The following is a 13960-nucleotide window of genomic DNA, read 5'->3' as shown; positions in this document are numbered from 1 at the left end:
AAACTTCCAATAAAAATATATAGAAAAAACATAGCCAAGCCCTGAAACATAAGCTGAATCACCACAAACAACTTATAAAAAAGGAGAATGGCTATGTTAAATAATCAAGAATATATTACATCAAAATTAGAAGAAATTCTAAAGGAGAGGGAATATGAAGGAGAGTAAGAAGTTAAATATGAATTTAGCAAGTAAGATTATGTTTTTTATAGTAGCCACCAGTTTGTTATTATTAGTAGGCTGTAATGCTAAAGAGGCAACAAACGTAGTTGTGTTTCAGAATGTAAACCTTATTATGATGACTAGGGACAAGGTTCTAGAAAACCAAAGTGTAGTCATAAAAGATGGATTAATTGCAGAAATAGGGGAATTTCAAACAGTAACCATTCCTGAAGAAGCGCAAATTATAGAGGGAGAAGGTAAATATTTAATGCCAGGCTTAGTAGATATGCATGTTCATCAATGGCGTTATAGTGGGGAAGAAATTCTCTACTTAGCAAATGGTATAACAAGCATACAAAATATGTGGGGACTCCCTCAAGACCTGGAAATGAGGGCGGCTATTAATGATAGAAGATTTCTTGGTCCTAGAATTTTCACAACAGGTCCAATAATGGACGGCCCCAACCCCATATGGAAGGATAGTGTAGCTTTAGAAACCCCAGAAGAGGCAAGAAAGGCAGTGATCTCAGTGCAGGAAGATGGATATGATGCAGTTAAAGTCTATGAACGTTTACCTGTAGAAGTATACGAAGAGATTATGAAAACTGCAGAGGAAATAGGTATTAGGGTGGTAGGACATGTGCCAAGTGAAGTAGGCATAAGGAAAGCACTTGAACTAGGGCAAAATTCTATTGAACATTTAAGTGGCTATAGCTTAGAGAATATCGAAAATGAAGCAGAGATGACTGTAGGAAATAATGTTTGGAATACGCCAACATTAGCTATCATTCATATTCTTAAAATGGAAAATGAGATTGAAGGTTTAGAATATATTAACCCAGAAGTAACTAGGGCGTGGAGACATATGAAACGAATCGGTAGATATGCATTCGACTTGGAAAAACGACAGTATATTGTTCGCACTATACACGAAAAAGGAGGAAAACTATTGGCTGGCACCGACGCAAACAATCCTTTTGTAGTTCCAGGTTTCTCTTTGCATAGTGAACTAGAGTATTTAGCTGGTGCAGGATTAACACCCTATGAGGTATTGAAAACAGCAACCTATAACTCAGCTGAATTTTTAGGACAGTTAGATAAATTTGGAACAGTTGAAGAGGGAAAAGAAGCTGACTTAATTCTTTTATCGAAAAATCCTCTAGAGGACATTAAAAATACTAGAACCTTAGAAGGAACTATGGTTCGGGGAATATGGTTAACCAATGAAAGGCTCCAAGGAGAATTGGATAAGCTCAAAGAAAGTTATTAGCCTTTGAAAATGAGCAACCATAGCATTATTGAAACGGCCTTTAATTTTTCTTCTTACCAAAAGCTGTATTGTAATATCCCAGCTACATCACCTCATAATAATAATACAGGTAATTTTTTATAGGTTGAGCTGGTTGAATGTAGAGTAGGGATGAAGGGATAAGTGCCTCGTCCCTTTAAATATAATACAATACAATCATCGCGCGGCGCTTTGCACCGCATAGGTACAGTGTTTTTGTTTACTTTTGCTTTCACATTAAAAGTGAAGCTCTAACAATAGAAAAAGAGTTTAAACTTTGTTAAAATGAAGTTACCACACTACAAAACAACAAAGGAGAAACTCTTTATGGCTAGTGTAAGTGTACTTCAGTTAGAAAGCAATAGTAAAATTAAAATAAATTTCGATGGAGGCGATTTATCCTCCGACTCAGGACTGATTCTGATTAAGGAATTTGCCCATCCACAAGAACTCAAGGGTGTAGCTAACTTGCATACTGGAAGTAGAATGAATGCTGATGTTATTAAAATCACATTTGATAAGGATATAGAACTAACAGTTAAATGGCAAGGGAAAAGCGAAACGATAAAACTTGCAAGACAGAACAAATTAATTTGGAATCTTCTAATGCTGTGCAGAATTAGTAATTAATGGCTAATATGTAATAAACTTAATATTCGAGGTAGGAGAGAAAAGTAGTGAATAATATAGGATTTTTAGAAATAGTTATTTTAATAGCTTTAATTATGTATATATATCTTTTTTTAAAAGAGTTTAATAGACAAGAATACTTAGGAAGATTGATTTTACAAGTACCAAGAGATTTTAATACCAGAGCCTCTATATTCTTTTGGTCTCTACTAGGCTGTTTTTGGATATTTCTTTTAATATCACGATTAGTCAACTTAAGTAGATATGCTGATATGAACCCTACAATGAATTTAATGATACCTGTGTTATGGATACTGCTATGTATTTATCGTATATTACAACATATTAATGACAAAGAGATAAGAGAAAACGGAATAACAATTATACAAGGTGGTATAGTCTATTGGAAAGATATAATAGATTATAGGTGGCTTAAAGATGAAAAATTAGAAATTGTATTTCAGCAAAATTTTCGGTTTGCTTTAAATAAAAAAGTAACTAAGATATGGACTATAAATTCAGAAGATAAAGAAAACATCGATATGATATTTCATCGTTACTTAGATATAGGAAAATAAGGTTAATTAGTTAACTTTTTTGAGCATGTTGTACGTTACCTTTTTAATGTGTAATTAGAAGGATTAAATTTTACAAACAATGAGTAGATTAATGTGAAACATATGGTAGGTGATTATTAGATGGAATATATAGGAACTAAAGAATATTGGGATGAAAAATTTGCTAATAGAAGCGATAATCCATTAGATCCAGAAAAATCAATAGTTGAAAATGTCGTCTACTTAAAAAAAGGTACTGTTCTTGATATAGCATGTGGAGATAGTAGGAATGTTTTATTTTTACTTGAAAAAGGTTTTATAGTTACAGGGGTAACTTTAGTAGTAAAGCGCTTGAACGCCTGATGATGTTTGCTAAAAGAAATAATTATTTAGTAAATACAGTGCAAGTTGATTCTAAAATTAAAGAACAGGATTTAATTCGAGGATCTGATCTTGAAGATATAAAAAATTCATTTGATTTAATTAAGTGCGTTGAAAATGAAGATGAAAGAGGCTGTTTTGTTGCTTATATTTTTCGTAAAAGGATATTGAAAGACAAAAATAATACTACTCAGGGGGATAGATGATGGTAAGAGTTAAATTTTATGATTTATATACAATTGAGGATAGTAAGCTTAAGTTTGCAGTTATTATGTCAAGGTTTAAAGATAAATGGATATTTGTAAAACATAAGGATAGACTGACATGGGAAATTCCAGGCGGACATAGGGAAAAAAACGAGGATATCAATTTTGCAGCTTCAAGAGAATTAAAAGAAGAAACAGGAGCAAAGGAATTTAATATTATACCAATCTGTATATATTCTGTATATAAAGATGGAGTTGAATCCTTTGAACAGTTATTCTATGCTAATATAACATATCTTGATAAATTACCAAATTATGAAATAAGTGAGATTAATCTATTTGATACGAATCCAGAAAATTTAACATATCCTCTAATTCAGCCACACCTATTTAAAAAGGGTGAGGAATTCTATGAGAAACTTATAAAAGATTAAATAGGAGGATAGTGATGGTAAAAATTAGAGGAGCTACTCCAAGCGATGCAATGAATTTTTAATATTTCTACATAAGTTAGATTCCGAAACTAGTTTTATGTTGTATGAGCCAGGTGAAAGAAAAACAAACGAAGAAAATTTGAAAAGAAAAATCTTGTTTAGTAGATGGAGTATTTGTTGATGAGTATTATATGGCAAAATTATTGAACTAAAGCTAAACTATGTCTTGTGTATAAAGTGTGGGATTTAAATATTGGGGATAGGGGATTAGTGAGGAATATGATAACTAAAAATGTAGTGAAAAAAACAATTTATTTAATCTTAATTACAACTGTAGTATTTCTAAATTTAGTGGCCTGTAGTAGCTTAGAATCAACAACATATATACATAATGAAGAGAGAGACAAAAAATGGGAAGAGGATATTAATGTTTTTGTAAAGGAACTTCCAAAAAGGCATGTTAATTTATTTTTTAAAACTACAGAAAAGAAGTTCTATAAGGATGTAGAAGAATTAAAACAAAGAATTAATTTATTAACTGATGAAGAGATTATAGTGAATTTATTAGGAATAATTGCGTCAATTGGTGATACATATACAAACTTATACTGGGAGTGGAAGCTAGTTTATCCACTAGAACTTTACTGGTTTGAAGATGATATTTATGTCATCAATACTACACAAGAGAATTCGGATATTTTATATGGCGAAGTTGTATCTATTAATGATATAAATATGGAAGATATAAAAAAAGAAATTAAATCTATTATATCCTATGATAATGAAGCTGATTTAAGAATTAAAATACCCGAGTATATTCTTTCACCAGAAATACTATATGGACTTGGCATAATTAAAGATAAGAGTCAGGTTAAGTTTACTTTCAAAACTTTAGATGGAGAGCTAATAGATAAAACCATAGTATCCCGCAAAACATCTGATTCCTTTAAGTTTATACTTAGTAATGACAATAATGAAGTTCCTTTATATTTAAGAAATTCAGATAAATATTATTGGTATGAATATTTAAATCAGGAAAATCTAATGTATGTTAAATATAATCAGTGTGCTGAGATGGCGCAGCAATCCTTTAGAAATTTTACAAAAGAGGTTATTAGTGTTATTGATGAAAATAAAGTAGAAAAAATAATAATAGATATGAGAAATAATGGAGGAGGAAATTCTAGGATTATAGCTCCCTTAATGTCAGAAATCTTAAAGAGAGATAACTTAAATACATCAGATAGTTTATATATAATTGTAGGGCGACAAAGCTATTCCTCTGCCATATTAAATGCAATGGACTTTAAAAAATCTAGTAATGGGACTTTCATAGGTGAGCCTACAGCTGGTAAACCAAATCATTATGGAGAGATAAGATCATTTAATTTCAAAAACTCGCCTTTTGCAGTAGTATATTCAACAAAATATTTTAAGCTTTCAAATGAGGATATAGAATCTTTTATTCCAGACAAAGTAATTGAACCAACAATAGAAAGTTATATAAATAAAGTTGATCCAGTTTTTACATATATTTTGAATCAGTAAATATGTATTACAAAGGATGACTGTGGAGGAATGATTAAGATAGGAGCGAGGAATCTTATAAAAAATAAGTATGATGTTAATTGGAGGATTAAGAAAATAGTGGAGGTTGAGATTTAGTATAGAGTAGGTAGTTGCCTGCTCTTTTATTTTGTATTTTGCGATCTTGCAGGAAATATCTTGTAAATATAGAAGTTATTACGATAGGAGAGCTTTATCGCAGAAATATAGAAAAAGACATTTAAGAGCATATGATATAAAAGATATAAAAAGAGATGTTGTAGGGTTTATGAAAAATACGATATATAAAGTTGAAAGAGAGGAGAACTTAAGGAGAGCGGAATAATGAAAACGAGTGTGCTGGATTTAAGTCAAAAGATGCTAATAATCACTATTTCATCTTTGATTATATTTGCTTTTACGGGTTGTACCTTGCAAGGAAGAGATGATACAATAGGGTTGGCATCACAAAACGAAATACAAGAAGTTGATGAAAATGTAATCGCAATAATAGATGGAGAAAAAGTGCATAAAGAAGAAAGTTGAAGAACAAAAGATAATAGAACTAGGGATTACGGCAAGTGATGAAGAGGCTAGGGAAGGATATGAAGAAATAGTTTCTATCAAGCAAGCGTATTTAGATAAACTTATTAAAGAAGCAGAAATAGGTGTTCAAGAAGAATATCTTGATTTTATACCAGAAATATTTGAAGTAAATAAGTTGAATGTAAAAAATTAAACGATATACATAAACAATAAACATCTTTAACATATTGATCTGTAGATATCTTTATTAATTGAAATAGGAAATTTCTAATATTTAAAATGATATCAGAACAATAAGATAGGTGGGAGGCTTAGGATGAAGAATAAAAGGGAATTTGTTATAGGGATTATGTTGATTTTAGTTGGAGTTATTGGACATATAAACACAAATTCAAATCCAGTACCTATTATAGAGCGAATATTTAAACCAATACACAGAGGTAGTGGAACGTTTCATTATGCAGGACTAATACTATTGATTATATATTATATAGGTTTCAAAAAGGTACTAAAATCTTTTGGAAAAGAGCTTAAAACACAGGGAGAAAAAACACTTTTGTTAATTGCAGTAATATTTTCAATTAGCTTCATAAATAAGTCATTTATTTTTATAGAAAAAACATATAAAACTTTTCAAGGTGATGTTAAGGCAATCTATGTCCATAAGGATAACTCGAATATAAATTTCGAAGGAATAGATAATGAAATAATTGAAGGAAATGCGACTTTTGTGTTTGAAAATATGAGCAATAAGGATATTAAAATGCATGTTAAAATTAATCTTCCGGACAGATTAAAAAGTAGGGTAGTTGAGGAGGAAGTTATATTGAAAAATGATATGGGTGAATTAGAGGTTTTTACCATACCCAAAAGGAGTAAAGAAAGAGTAGAAGTTAGTTTTTACGTACATAACAGCACTGCTCAAAACTTTGGTCAAGCACATTCAAATGACTTTGATTTTGTATTATTTGATAAAGATAAGGAGATTGAGTTTAAAAAGCGATATGAATTTTAGGTAAACTTATTAAAATAAGGTGTTGACTTGTATCTGAATAGATAAAAAATATGTAACAAGTATATATGTGTTAACGTATATAAGCAGAGAGTAGGAGCTCACTGCTTGTCGGAAATGTATATTCTTTATGACGAATTTTCTGAAGGAATTATGGCGGTTGAAGATATAGATGAAAATCAAGTTAAAGGTATAATAGAAATGACAATTTTATATTTTAATAAAGAAAAGTATTCAGAAAAGGTAAAAAATTTATTAAAGGCTTTTTTCAACTGATAAAGATTTAGATATATAAATGTTATAAAATGCCGTTTGTAGAAGGACCTAGGGGTGGTGGTTTTTTATGTATATATCAAAGGGTAGCTGAGCTGATTGTTAATAAAAACAACTTGCCTTTTCTGTATTTGCAATGTATAAAATGCTTTACAAAGAAAAAGAGATATGATAATATCTGAATTGTAGATAATGTTCTAATTATAATGTATGTCAAACAAAACATATTACTGTTTTGCCTAGAACGATTATGAAAAATATAATAATAATGACAGGAGAACTGGAGTGTCAACAATAAATAACAACTTATTAACATGTGTTGTTTAATTGTTGTCTTTTTTTTGTAGAAATAGAAAAGAAACAATTCTAAAATAGGGATATAGCAGCTGTTAAAAAATGGTTACTAAAAAATAATGCTTATTTAAATGATTAATGTGTTATTCTAATTGACCTACAAGAAGCGATAATGGTATTCTAAAAGTATATATTAGACTATATAATGTCTGATTAAAAACATATTTAAATTGATACTACAAATAATCTGACTATATGTAAGAAGTTATAAGTTAGATTATAAATTGTTAGTAGATATTTAATATATTATGTAAAAATAAGGGGGAAATTTAATGAAAAAGATTTTGTCAGTTGTACTAGCATTAATTCTTACTTTATCATTAGCTGCATGTGGTAGTAAGCCTGCTACTGATGCAAGCGGTAATAATGTGGAAAAGAAAGTTATTAAAGTTAGTACAAAATTTGTTGATGATGAGCAAACTGCTATATCATTGAAAAAAGTAGTAGAAGCAATAAATGAAAGAAGTAAAGGTTCATTAGAATTACAATTGTTTACAAATGGTGTTCTGCCAATAGGTAAAGATGGAATGGAACAGGTAGTTCAAGGATCTGATTGGATCTTAGTAGATGGTATAAACTTCTTAGGAGACTATGTACCGGATTATAATGCAGTAACTGGACCATTTTTATATCAAACATTTGATGAATATCTTGCTATGACAGAAACAGACTTAGTTCAAAATCTACATAAACAAGCAGAAGAACAAGGAATAAAAGTGCTTTCTATAGATTGGTTATTCGGATTTAGAAGTATGATGACTAATAAACCAATCAAAACTCCAGATGACATGAAGGGATTAAATATTAGGGTCCCTACTAGCCAATTATACACTTATACTATAGAAGCTATGGGTGGTAACCCTGTTGCAATGCCTTATCCAGACACTTATGCAGCAATTCAACAAGGTGTTATAAATGGTGTAGAAGGTTCAATAATGACTTATTACGGAACTAAACAATACGAAAATGTTAAAGAATACTCTTTAACAAATCACTTATTAGGAGTTTCAGCAGTTACAATTTCAACCAAAGTTTGGGATAGCCTAACTGAAGAACAAAGAACTATTATTGTAGAAGAGTTCGAAAAAGGTGAAGCAGATAACTTAGCTGAAACTATTAGACTAGAAAAAGAGTATGAAGATTTATTAAAAGCAGAAGGTGTAAATTTCTATGAGGTAGATGCTGATGCTTTCCTTAAGGCGGCTGCTCCAGTATATACAAAGTTTGATAAATGGACACCAGGTATCTACGAGAATTTAATAAAAGAATTAGAAGTTATAAAAGCAAACTTAAAGTAATCTATTATTTGCTATATGCCAAACAAAAAAGTTGGAAGGAGTAAATCTCCTTCCAATTTTAAAGTGAATTATGCTAATGTTGAAATCGAAAATTCCTCCACAAAATTAGAAGGAATAAAATAAAATGGTTTTAAGGAAAACTATTATATTTAATCCTCAACTATTGTTGAGAGGCTATTAATCGCATAGGAGGTAGACATGGATAATTTTTTAGAAAGATTTAGAAAAGATTTTGAGCTTTATTTAGGAAGCCTTTTCTTATCAATAACTACAGTTATAGTAATTATGAACGTATTTACTAGATACTTTTTAAGGTTTACATTTACCTGGGCAGAAGAAGTTGCTGTAGGTGCATTTGTATGGACTATATTCCTAGGTTTTGCTAGTGCATATAAAAAGAAGGACCTTATAGGGGTAGAAGTATTAGTGGTTTTATTACCTGAAAAGGGAAGAAATATAGTAGAATTTTTAACTTCTATAATTATAACTATTTTATCAGCACTTATGTTTTACTTTAGTTATATCTATGTAGCAGGATCTACAAAGATAACAGCGGCTTTAGAAGTATCTTATAAGTATGTATATGCATCTATAGTACTTGCTTTTGCATTGATTACTTTATATTCAATTTATTTTTCCATACAAAGTTTCAAAAAATTATCTTTTAATAAAAGTATAAAAAATTAGGCGGTGAAATAATAAATGCAATCTATTCTACCAATTATAGTTTTATTTATTTTATTTTTTCTAAACATACCAATAGCATACGCATTAATAGGTTCTTCCTTATTCTATTTTATATTCATTAATACTACGATGCCTATGCAAATGATAATTCAACAATTTGTAACTTCAGTAGAATCCTTCCCATACTTAGCAGTCCCATTCTTTATTATGGTAGGTTCTATAATGAATTATTCAGGAATAAGTGAAGCATTAATGGATTTTGCCAACGTTTTAGTAGGACATACTAGAGGAGGACTAGCCCAAGTTAACGTACTACTAAGTGCATTAATGGGTGGCATTTCAGGTTCTGCAAATGCAGATGCAGCTATGCAATCTAAAATACTAGTTCCTGAAATGGAAAAAAAAGGATTTTCTAAACCGTTTTCAGCCGCAATAACTGCTGCATCATCAGCAATAAGCCCAGTTATCCCTCCAGGAACAAATCTTATACTATATGCAATAATTGCCAATGTTTCAGTAGGTGATATGTTCTTAGCCGCATATATGCCAGGTATATTAATGGCTGTAGCTTTAATGATAGCTGTTCATATTATTTCGGTTAAAAGAGATTACAAACCAAGTAGAGATAAAATGGCATCTTTTGGCGAACTTTTTAGACAATTTTTAAAATCTATTTGGGCACTACTTATTCCTTTCGGAATAATCATGGGAATGAGAATGGGTATGTTCACTCCTACAGAAGCAGGGGGAATTGCAGTATTATTTTGTATGATAGTAGGACTTTTCGTGTATAAACAATTAAAATTAGAACATATACCATTAATATTGAAGGACACAGTAAAGAGTACTGGTGCTGTAATGATTATAATTGCAAGTGCTAAAGTGTTTGGTTACTACCTTACATTAGAAAGAATCCCACAAATAATAACAGAGGGACTTATGAATATGACAGATAGTCCTTTTATATTACTAATGGTAATTAACCTACTGTTATTATTTATAGGAATGTTTATTGAAGGTGGGGCAGCATTAGTAATTTTAGCTCCATTATTAGTACCAGCAGTTAAAGTATTTGGAGTAGACCCTATACATTTCGGAATTATATTTATAGTAAACATAATGATTGGAGGATTAACTCCACCATTTGGATCTATGATGTTTACAGTATGTTCCATAGTAGATGTAACTTTAGAGGACTTTATAAAAGATGTTTGGCCTTTCATAGTAGCCTTATTAGTAGTACTATTACTGGTTACTTATTCTCAAGGTATTGCATTATTTACTTTAAACTTATTTAGATAAGTTTGAAAAAGTAGAGGGAGGAAAACTTTGGAGAGTTTAAAAGAAAAAAGCATATTTTTATTAGATATGGATGGAACTATCTATCTTGGTGATGAATTAATCGATGGATCGAAAGAGTTTCTTGAAACTATAAAAACTAAGGGAAAAAGATATATTTTCGTTACAAATAATTCATCAAAAAGCAAAGAAATATATGTAGAAAAGCTTAAAAACTTGGGCATACAAGCTTCAGAAGAAGAAGTATTTACTTCGGGAGAAGCTACTACTATGTATCTTAAAAAACAAAAAAAAGGCGCTAAAATTTATCTGCTAGGAACGAAGGCCTTAGAAGAAGAATTTATAAGAGAAGGCTTTATTTTAGAAAAAGAAAGACATAAAAACATAGATTATGTAGTATTAGGATTTGATACCACCTTAACTTATGAAAAATTATGGGCAGCATGCGAGTATATATCTGAAGGGGTAGAATACATAGCAACACACCCAGACTTTAACTGTCCTTTAGCTAATGGAAAATTCATGCCAGATGCAGGTGCGATGGCTGCATTTATAGAGGCTTCTACTGGAAAAACGCCAAAAGTAATAGGCAAACCAAATAAGGAGATAGTAGAAAGTATTGCATCTAAATATGGTTTAAACAAAGAAAATATGGTAATGGTAGGGGATAGACTTTATACAGATATTAAGACGGGAGAAAATGCAGGTATAGTTTCGGTATTAGTTTACTCTGGTGAAACTAAAGAAGAAGATTATATCAGAAGTGAGACTAGAGCAGATTATGTGTTTAATTCTGTAAAAGATATGATAGATTTAATTTAGTTTTGAACCATAAAAAGGCTGTTATAGATTTGATGTATCAGCTAACGTTGTAGGTAACTCAAATATGCTGTGATATATAGCAAGATAAGAAAATATGATGAAAATAGAACAGCATTTGATATTTAGTTTGTTTATGCTATGCTATATAAACATAAACAATAAACACTTCAAAAAAATAAAGAATATATCATATAAAAAAGTGAAGTTACTTATAAAATGAAGGAATGATAGTGTGAAAGAAACAATAGCTAATAGAGTTGAATTAAATCCTGTTATTGCAGCTGTTCAGAATGAAGAAGACTTAGAAATTGCAATCAAGTCCCAAGTAACTACTATATTTTTACTATGTGCCGATATATTTAATGCGAAAACACTAGTTGATAGAATCAAAAATGCTGGTAAGAGCGCTTTAATACATATTGATTTTCTCGAAGGAATAGGAAAAGATGCTAAAGCTATTGATTACATTGTCGAAGTTATCAGGCCAGATGGTGTAATCAGTACAAAGAGTAATCATATAAAGATTGCTAAGGAAAAAGGAATGTTTACAATACAAAGATTCTTTTTAATTGATAACAAGTCTTACGAAATGACTAAACAAAGTGTCAAATCTAGACAGCCAGATATGATTGAAATTATGCCAGGAGTTATGCCAGGAGTAATAAGTCGTATTACTAAACAATTGTCTATACCCGTTATAGCAGGAGGGCTAATTGATAGTAAACAAGATATAATGGAGGTTTTAAAGGCAGGAGCTATAGGTGCATCAACCAGCAAAAAAAAATTATGGGAATTGTAATAATAAATTTTTGTTGTTATTGCAGATGAATATATTATACTCTTATTTATTTGCACATAAAATCTATATATAGTATAATATATATGGTAATTTAATATAAAAGAATATTAATGGTCGAGAACAGGAGAGCCGTGTAACTAAATCTATTTAATATAGGTTTTGGTTTACATGGCTCTTTTTACATTCTCATTAATATATCACTACAAAGCTAATTTTATAAGGGAGGAACATTACAATGTATGATATTACAGTCATTGGAGCAGGTATAACAGGGACTTTTATAGCTAGAGAGCTCTCAAAATATCAGTTAAAAGTGTTATTAATCGATAAGGAAAATGATATAGCCAATGGTACTACAAAAGCAAACAGTGCTATAGTTCATGCAGGATATGACGCTAAGGAAGGTACATTAAAAGCTAAATTAAATGTAAGAGGAAATGAACTTTATGATGAGATATGTGAGGAGCTAGATGTTCCTTTTAAAAGAATTGGATCTTTAGTTTTAGCCTTTAATGATAAAGACATGGAAACAGTACATGAATTATATGCAAGGGGAGAAAGAAATTGCGTTCCTCAGATGGAAATATTAGATAAAGAAAGCGTACTTAAACTTGAAAAGAATTTAAGTGAAGATATAGTAGGTGCGCTACATGCAAAAACAGCTGGAATAGTTGGACCTTGGGAATTGGCTATTGCACTAGCAGAAAATGCAGTAGAAAATGGTGTGGAACTACTGCTAAATAGTACAGTAACTGATATACAAAAAATAGCAGATGGTTATAGTATTACAGCTGGAGATAGAAAGCTAGAAAGTAAAATAATTATAAATTGTGCTGGACTTCATTCTGATGATATTAATAATATGCTAAATACTCAAAGTTTCGAGATATTACCTAATCGTGGTGAATATAACCTATTTGATAAGTCAGTAGGAAACATAGTTAATAGCGTAGTTTTTAGATGTCCTTCAGAGGCTGGTAAGGGAGTACTTATTACGCCTACAGTGCATGGAAACTTACTTCTTGGTCCAACATCAGAGTATATAGATAGTAAAACTAGCTTCGAGACGACACTTGAAGGACTGAATTATATTAACGAGCATGCTCACCATACATTAAAGCAAATAAGCTTTCAAGGTGTTATTACATCATTTACGGGCATTAGAGCAAAGACAAAGAATCAAGATTTTATTATTGAGGAATCAGAGGAATCTTTAGGATTTTTCAATGTAGCTGGAATTGATTCTCCAGGTCTTACAGCAGCTCCTGCCATTGCGGAATATGTTGTAGAGTTAATAAAAGGAAGATTAGGAGATATTGAATTAAATCAAGATTTTAATCCAAACAGAAGACCTAGCATTCACTTTATGGACCTATCTGATGATGAGAAAGCAAAGCTGATTGAAAAGGACCCTAGATTCGGAAGAATTATTTGTAGGTGTGAAAACATTACTGAAGGTGAAATTGTAGACGTTATCAATAGAAAAGCAGGAGCAACAACATTAGATGGAGTAAAGAGAAGAGCTAGACCAGGCTCTGGAAGATGTCAAGGCGGATTCTGTGCTCCGAGAGTAATGGAAATTTTAGCTAGAGAACAAGATATAGACATAACAGAAGTTGTAAAAGATCGCCTTAATTCTTATATACTAACAGGAGAAACAAAGTAGT

17 protein-coding genes are annotated in these 13960 nt (G+C 30.7%); all 17 read left to right on the top strand.

The window, feature by feature from the left end; genetic code table 11:
* Positions 1-154: 154 nt before the first annotated feature.
* Positions 155-1432: an amidohydrolase family protein gene (locus HYG84_RS15980; protein ID WP_212378972.1), complete on the top strand. Its 1278-nt coding sequence runs from the start codon at positions 155-157 to the stop codon at positions 1430-1432.
* Positions 1433-1777: 345 nt separating this feature from the next.
* On the top strand, positions 1778-2080 hold the full coding sequence (locus HYG84_RS20575; protein ID WP_212382389.1) for a hypothetical protein: 303 nt from the start codon (positions 1778-1780) through the stop codon (positions 2078-2080).
* 47 nt (positions 2081-2127) lie between these two features.
* A complete protein-coding gene (locus HYG84_RS15970) occupies positions 2128-2658 on the top strand; it encodes a hypothetical protein (protein ID WP_212378970.1) in 531 nt (176 codons plus the stop codon).
* Positions 2659-2778: 120 nt separating this feature from the next.
* A complete protein-coding gene (locus HYG84_RS20445) occupies positions 2779-3000 on the top strand; it encodes a hypothetical protein (RefSeq protein WP_249168654.1) in 222 nt (73 codons plus the stop codon).
* A 2-nt stretch (positions 3001-3002) separates the two neighbouring features.
* Positions 3003-3224, top strand: a complete 222-nt coding sequence (locus HYG84_RS20440; RefSeq protein WP_249168653.1) for a hypothetical protein — start codon at positions 3003-3005, stop codon at positions 3222-3224.
* On the top strand, positions 3224-3658 hold the full coding sequence (locus HYG84_RS15960; RefSeq protein ID WP_212378967.1) for an NUDIX hydrolase: 435 nt from the start codon (positions 3224-3226) through the stop codon (positions 3656-3658). The genes HYG84_RS20440 and HYG84_RS15960 overlap by 1 nt, the downstream gene beginning before the upstream one ends.
* A 297-nt stretch (positions 3659-3955) precedes the next feature.
* Complete coding sequence (locus HYG84_RS15955; RefSeq protein WP_212378965.1) at positions 3956-5206, top strand: S41 family peptidase; 1251 nt, start codon at positions 3956-3958, stop codon at positions 5204-5206.
* 342 nt (positions 5207-5548) lie between these two features.
* The gene (locus tag HYG84_RS15950) at positions 5549-5749 is read left to right on the top strand and encodes a hypothetical protein (protein WP_212378963.1); all 201 of its coding nucleotides are present in this window, start codon (positions 5549-5551) and stop codon (positions 5747-5749) included.
* A complete protein-coding gene (locus HYG84_RS15945; RefSeq protein ID WP_212378961.1) occupies positions 5718-5942 on the top strand; it encodes a hypothetical protein in 225 nt (74 codons plus the stop codon). The genes HYG84_RS15950 and HYG84_RS15945 overlap by 32 nt, the downstream gene beginning before the upstream one ends.
* A 123-nt stretch (positions 5943-6065) precedes the next feature.
* Positions 6066-6764, top strand: coding sequence for a hypothetical protein (locus HYG84_RS15940; protein ID WP_212378959.1), 699 nt, complete (start codon positions 6066-6068; stop codon positions 6762-6764).
* A gap of 105 nt (positions 6765-6869) precedes the next feature.
* On the top strand, positions 6870-7037 hold the full coding sequence (locus tag HYG84_RS15935; protein ID WP_212378957.1) for a hypothetical protein: 168 nt from the start codon (positions 6870-6872) through the stop codon (positions 7035-7037).
* 623 nt (positions 7038-7660) lie between these two features.
* Positions 7661-8686 carry a C4-dicarboxylate TRAP transporter substrate-binding protein gene (locus HYG84_RS15930; RefSeq protein ID WP_212378955.1) on the top strand — a complete coding sequence of 342 codons (1026 nt, stop codon included), beginning with the start codon at positions 7661-7663 and terminating at the stop codon, positions 8684-8686.
* 198 nt (positions 8687-8884) lie between these two features.
* Entirely contained in the window at positions 8885-9373 is a 489-nt protein-coding gene (locus HYG84_RS15925) for a TRAP transporter small permease (RefSeq protein ID WP_212378953.1), read from the top strand.
* 15 nt (positions 9374-9388) lie between these two features.
* Positions 9389-10675, top strand: a complete 1287-nt coding sequence (locus HYG84_RS15920; RefSeq protein ID WP_212378951.1) for a TRAP transporter large permease — start codon at positions 9389-9391, stop codon at positions 10673-10675.
* Between the two features lie 27 nt (positions 10676-10702).
* Positions 10703-11494: an HAD-IIA family hydrolase gene (locus HYG84_RS15915; protein ID WP_212378949.1), complete on the top strand. Its 792-nt coding sequence runs from the start codon at positions 10703-10705 to the stop codon at positions 11492-11494.
* A gap of 232 nt (positions 11495-11726) precedes the next feature.
* A complete protein-coding gene (locus HYG84_RS15910) occupies positions 11727-12293 on the top strand; it encodes a glycerol-3-phosphate responsive antiterminator (RefSeq protein ID WP_212378947.1) in 567 nt (188 codons plus the stop codon).
* A 235-nt stretch (positions 12294-12528) separates the two neighbouring features.
* The gene (locus HYG84_RS15905; protein WP_212378945.1) at positions 12529-13959 is read left to right on the top strand and encodes an NAD(P)/FAD-dependent oxidoreductase; all 1431 of its coding nucleotides are present in this window, start codon (positions 12529-12531) and stop codon (positions 13957-13959) included.
* Position 13960: the final 1 nt, after the last annotated feature.

The organism is Alkaliphilus sp. B6464 (assembly GCF_018141165.1).
In the GTDB taxonomy this organism is placed as follows: domain Bacteria; phylum Bacillota; class Clostridia; order Peptostreptococcales; family Natronincolaceae; genus Alkaliphilus_B.
Note: the sequence above shows the minus strand (reverse complement) of the source record. Positions and strands in the feature narration are given on the sequence as shown.

Excerpts from the sequence above, each read along its gene's own strand:
- HYG84_RS15930 (WP_212378955.1), top strand. The coding sequence starts at position 7,661 with ATGAAAAAGATTTTGTCAGTTGTACTAGCATTAATTCTTACTTTATCA.
- HYG84_RS15905 (WP_212378945.1), top strand. The coding sequence starts at position 12,529 with ATGTATGATATTACAGTCATTGGAGCAGGTATAACAGGGACTTTTATA.
- HYG84_RS20445 (WP_249168654.1), top strand. The coding sequence starts at position 2,779 with ATGGAATATATAGGAACTAAAGAATATTGGGATGAAAAATTTGCTAAT.
- HYG84_RS20575 (WP_212382389.1), top strand. The coding sequence starts at position 1,778 with ATGGCTAGTGTAAGTGTACTTCAGTTAGAAAGCAATAGTAAAATTAAA.
- HYG84_RS15980 (WP_212378972.1), top strand. The coding sequence starts at position 155 with ATGAAGGAGAGTAAGAAGTTAAATATGAATTTAGCAAGTAAGATTATG.
- HYG84_RS20440 (WP_249168653.1), top strand. The coding sequence starts at position 3,003 with ATGTTTGCTAAAAGAAATAATTATTTAGTAAATACAGTGCAAGTTGAT.
- HYG84_RS15945 (WP_212378961.1), top strand. The coding sequence starts at position 5,718 with ATGGAGAAAAAGTGCATAAAGAAGAAAGTTGAAGAACAAAAGATAATA.
- HYG84_RS15940 (WP_212378959.1), top strand. The coding sequence starts at position 6,066 with ATGAAGAATAAAAGGGAATTTGTTATAGGGATTATGTTGATTTTAGTT.
- HYG84_RS15925 (WP_212378953.1), top strand. The coding sequence starts at position 8,885 with ATGGATAATTTTTTAGAAAGATTTAGAAAAGATTTTGAGCTTTATTTA.
- HYG84_RS15950 (WP_212378963.1), top strand. The coding sequence starts at position 5,549 with ATGAAAACGAGTGTGCTGGATTTAAGTCAAAAGATGCTAATAATCACT.
- HYG84_RS15920 (WP_212378951.1), top strand. The coding sequence starts at position 9,389 with ATGCAATCTATTCTACCAATTATAGTTTTATTTATTTTATTTTTTCTA.
- HYG84_RS15960 (WP_212378967.1), top strand. The coding sequence starts at position 3,224 with ATGGTAAGAGTTAAATTTTATGATTTATATACAATTGAGGATAGTAAG.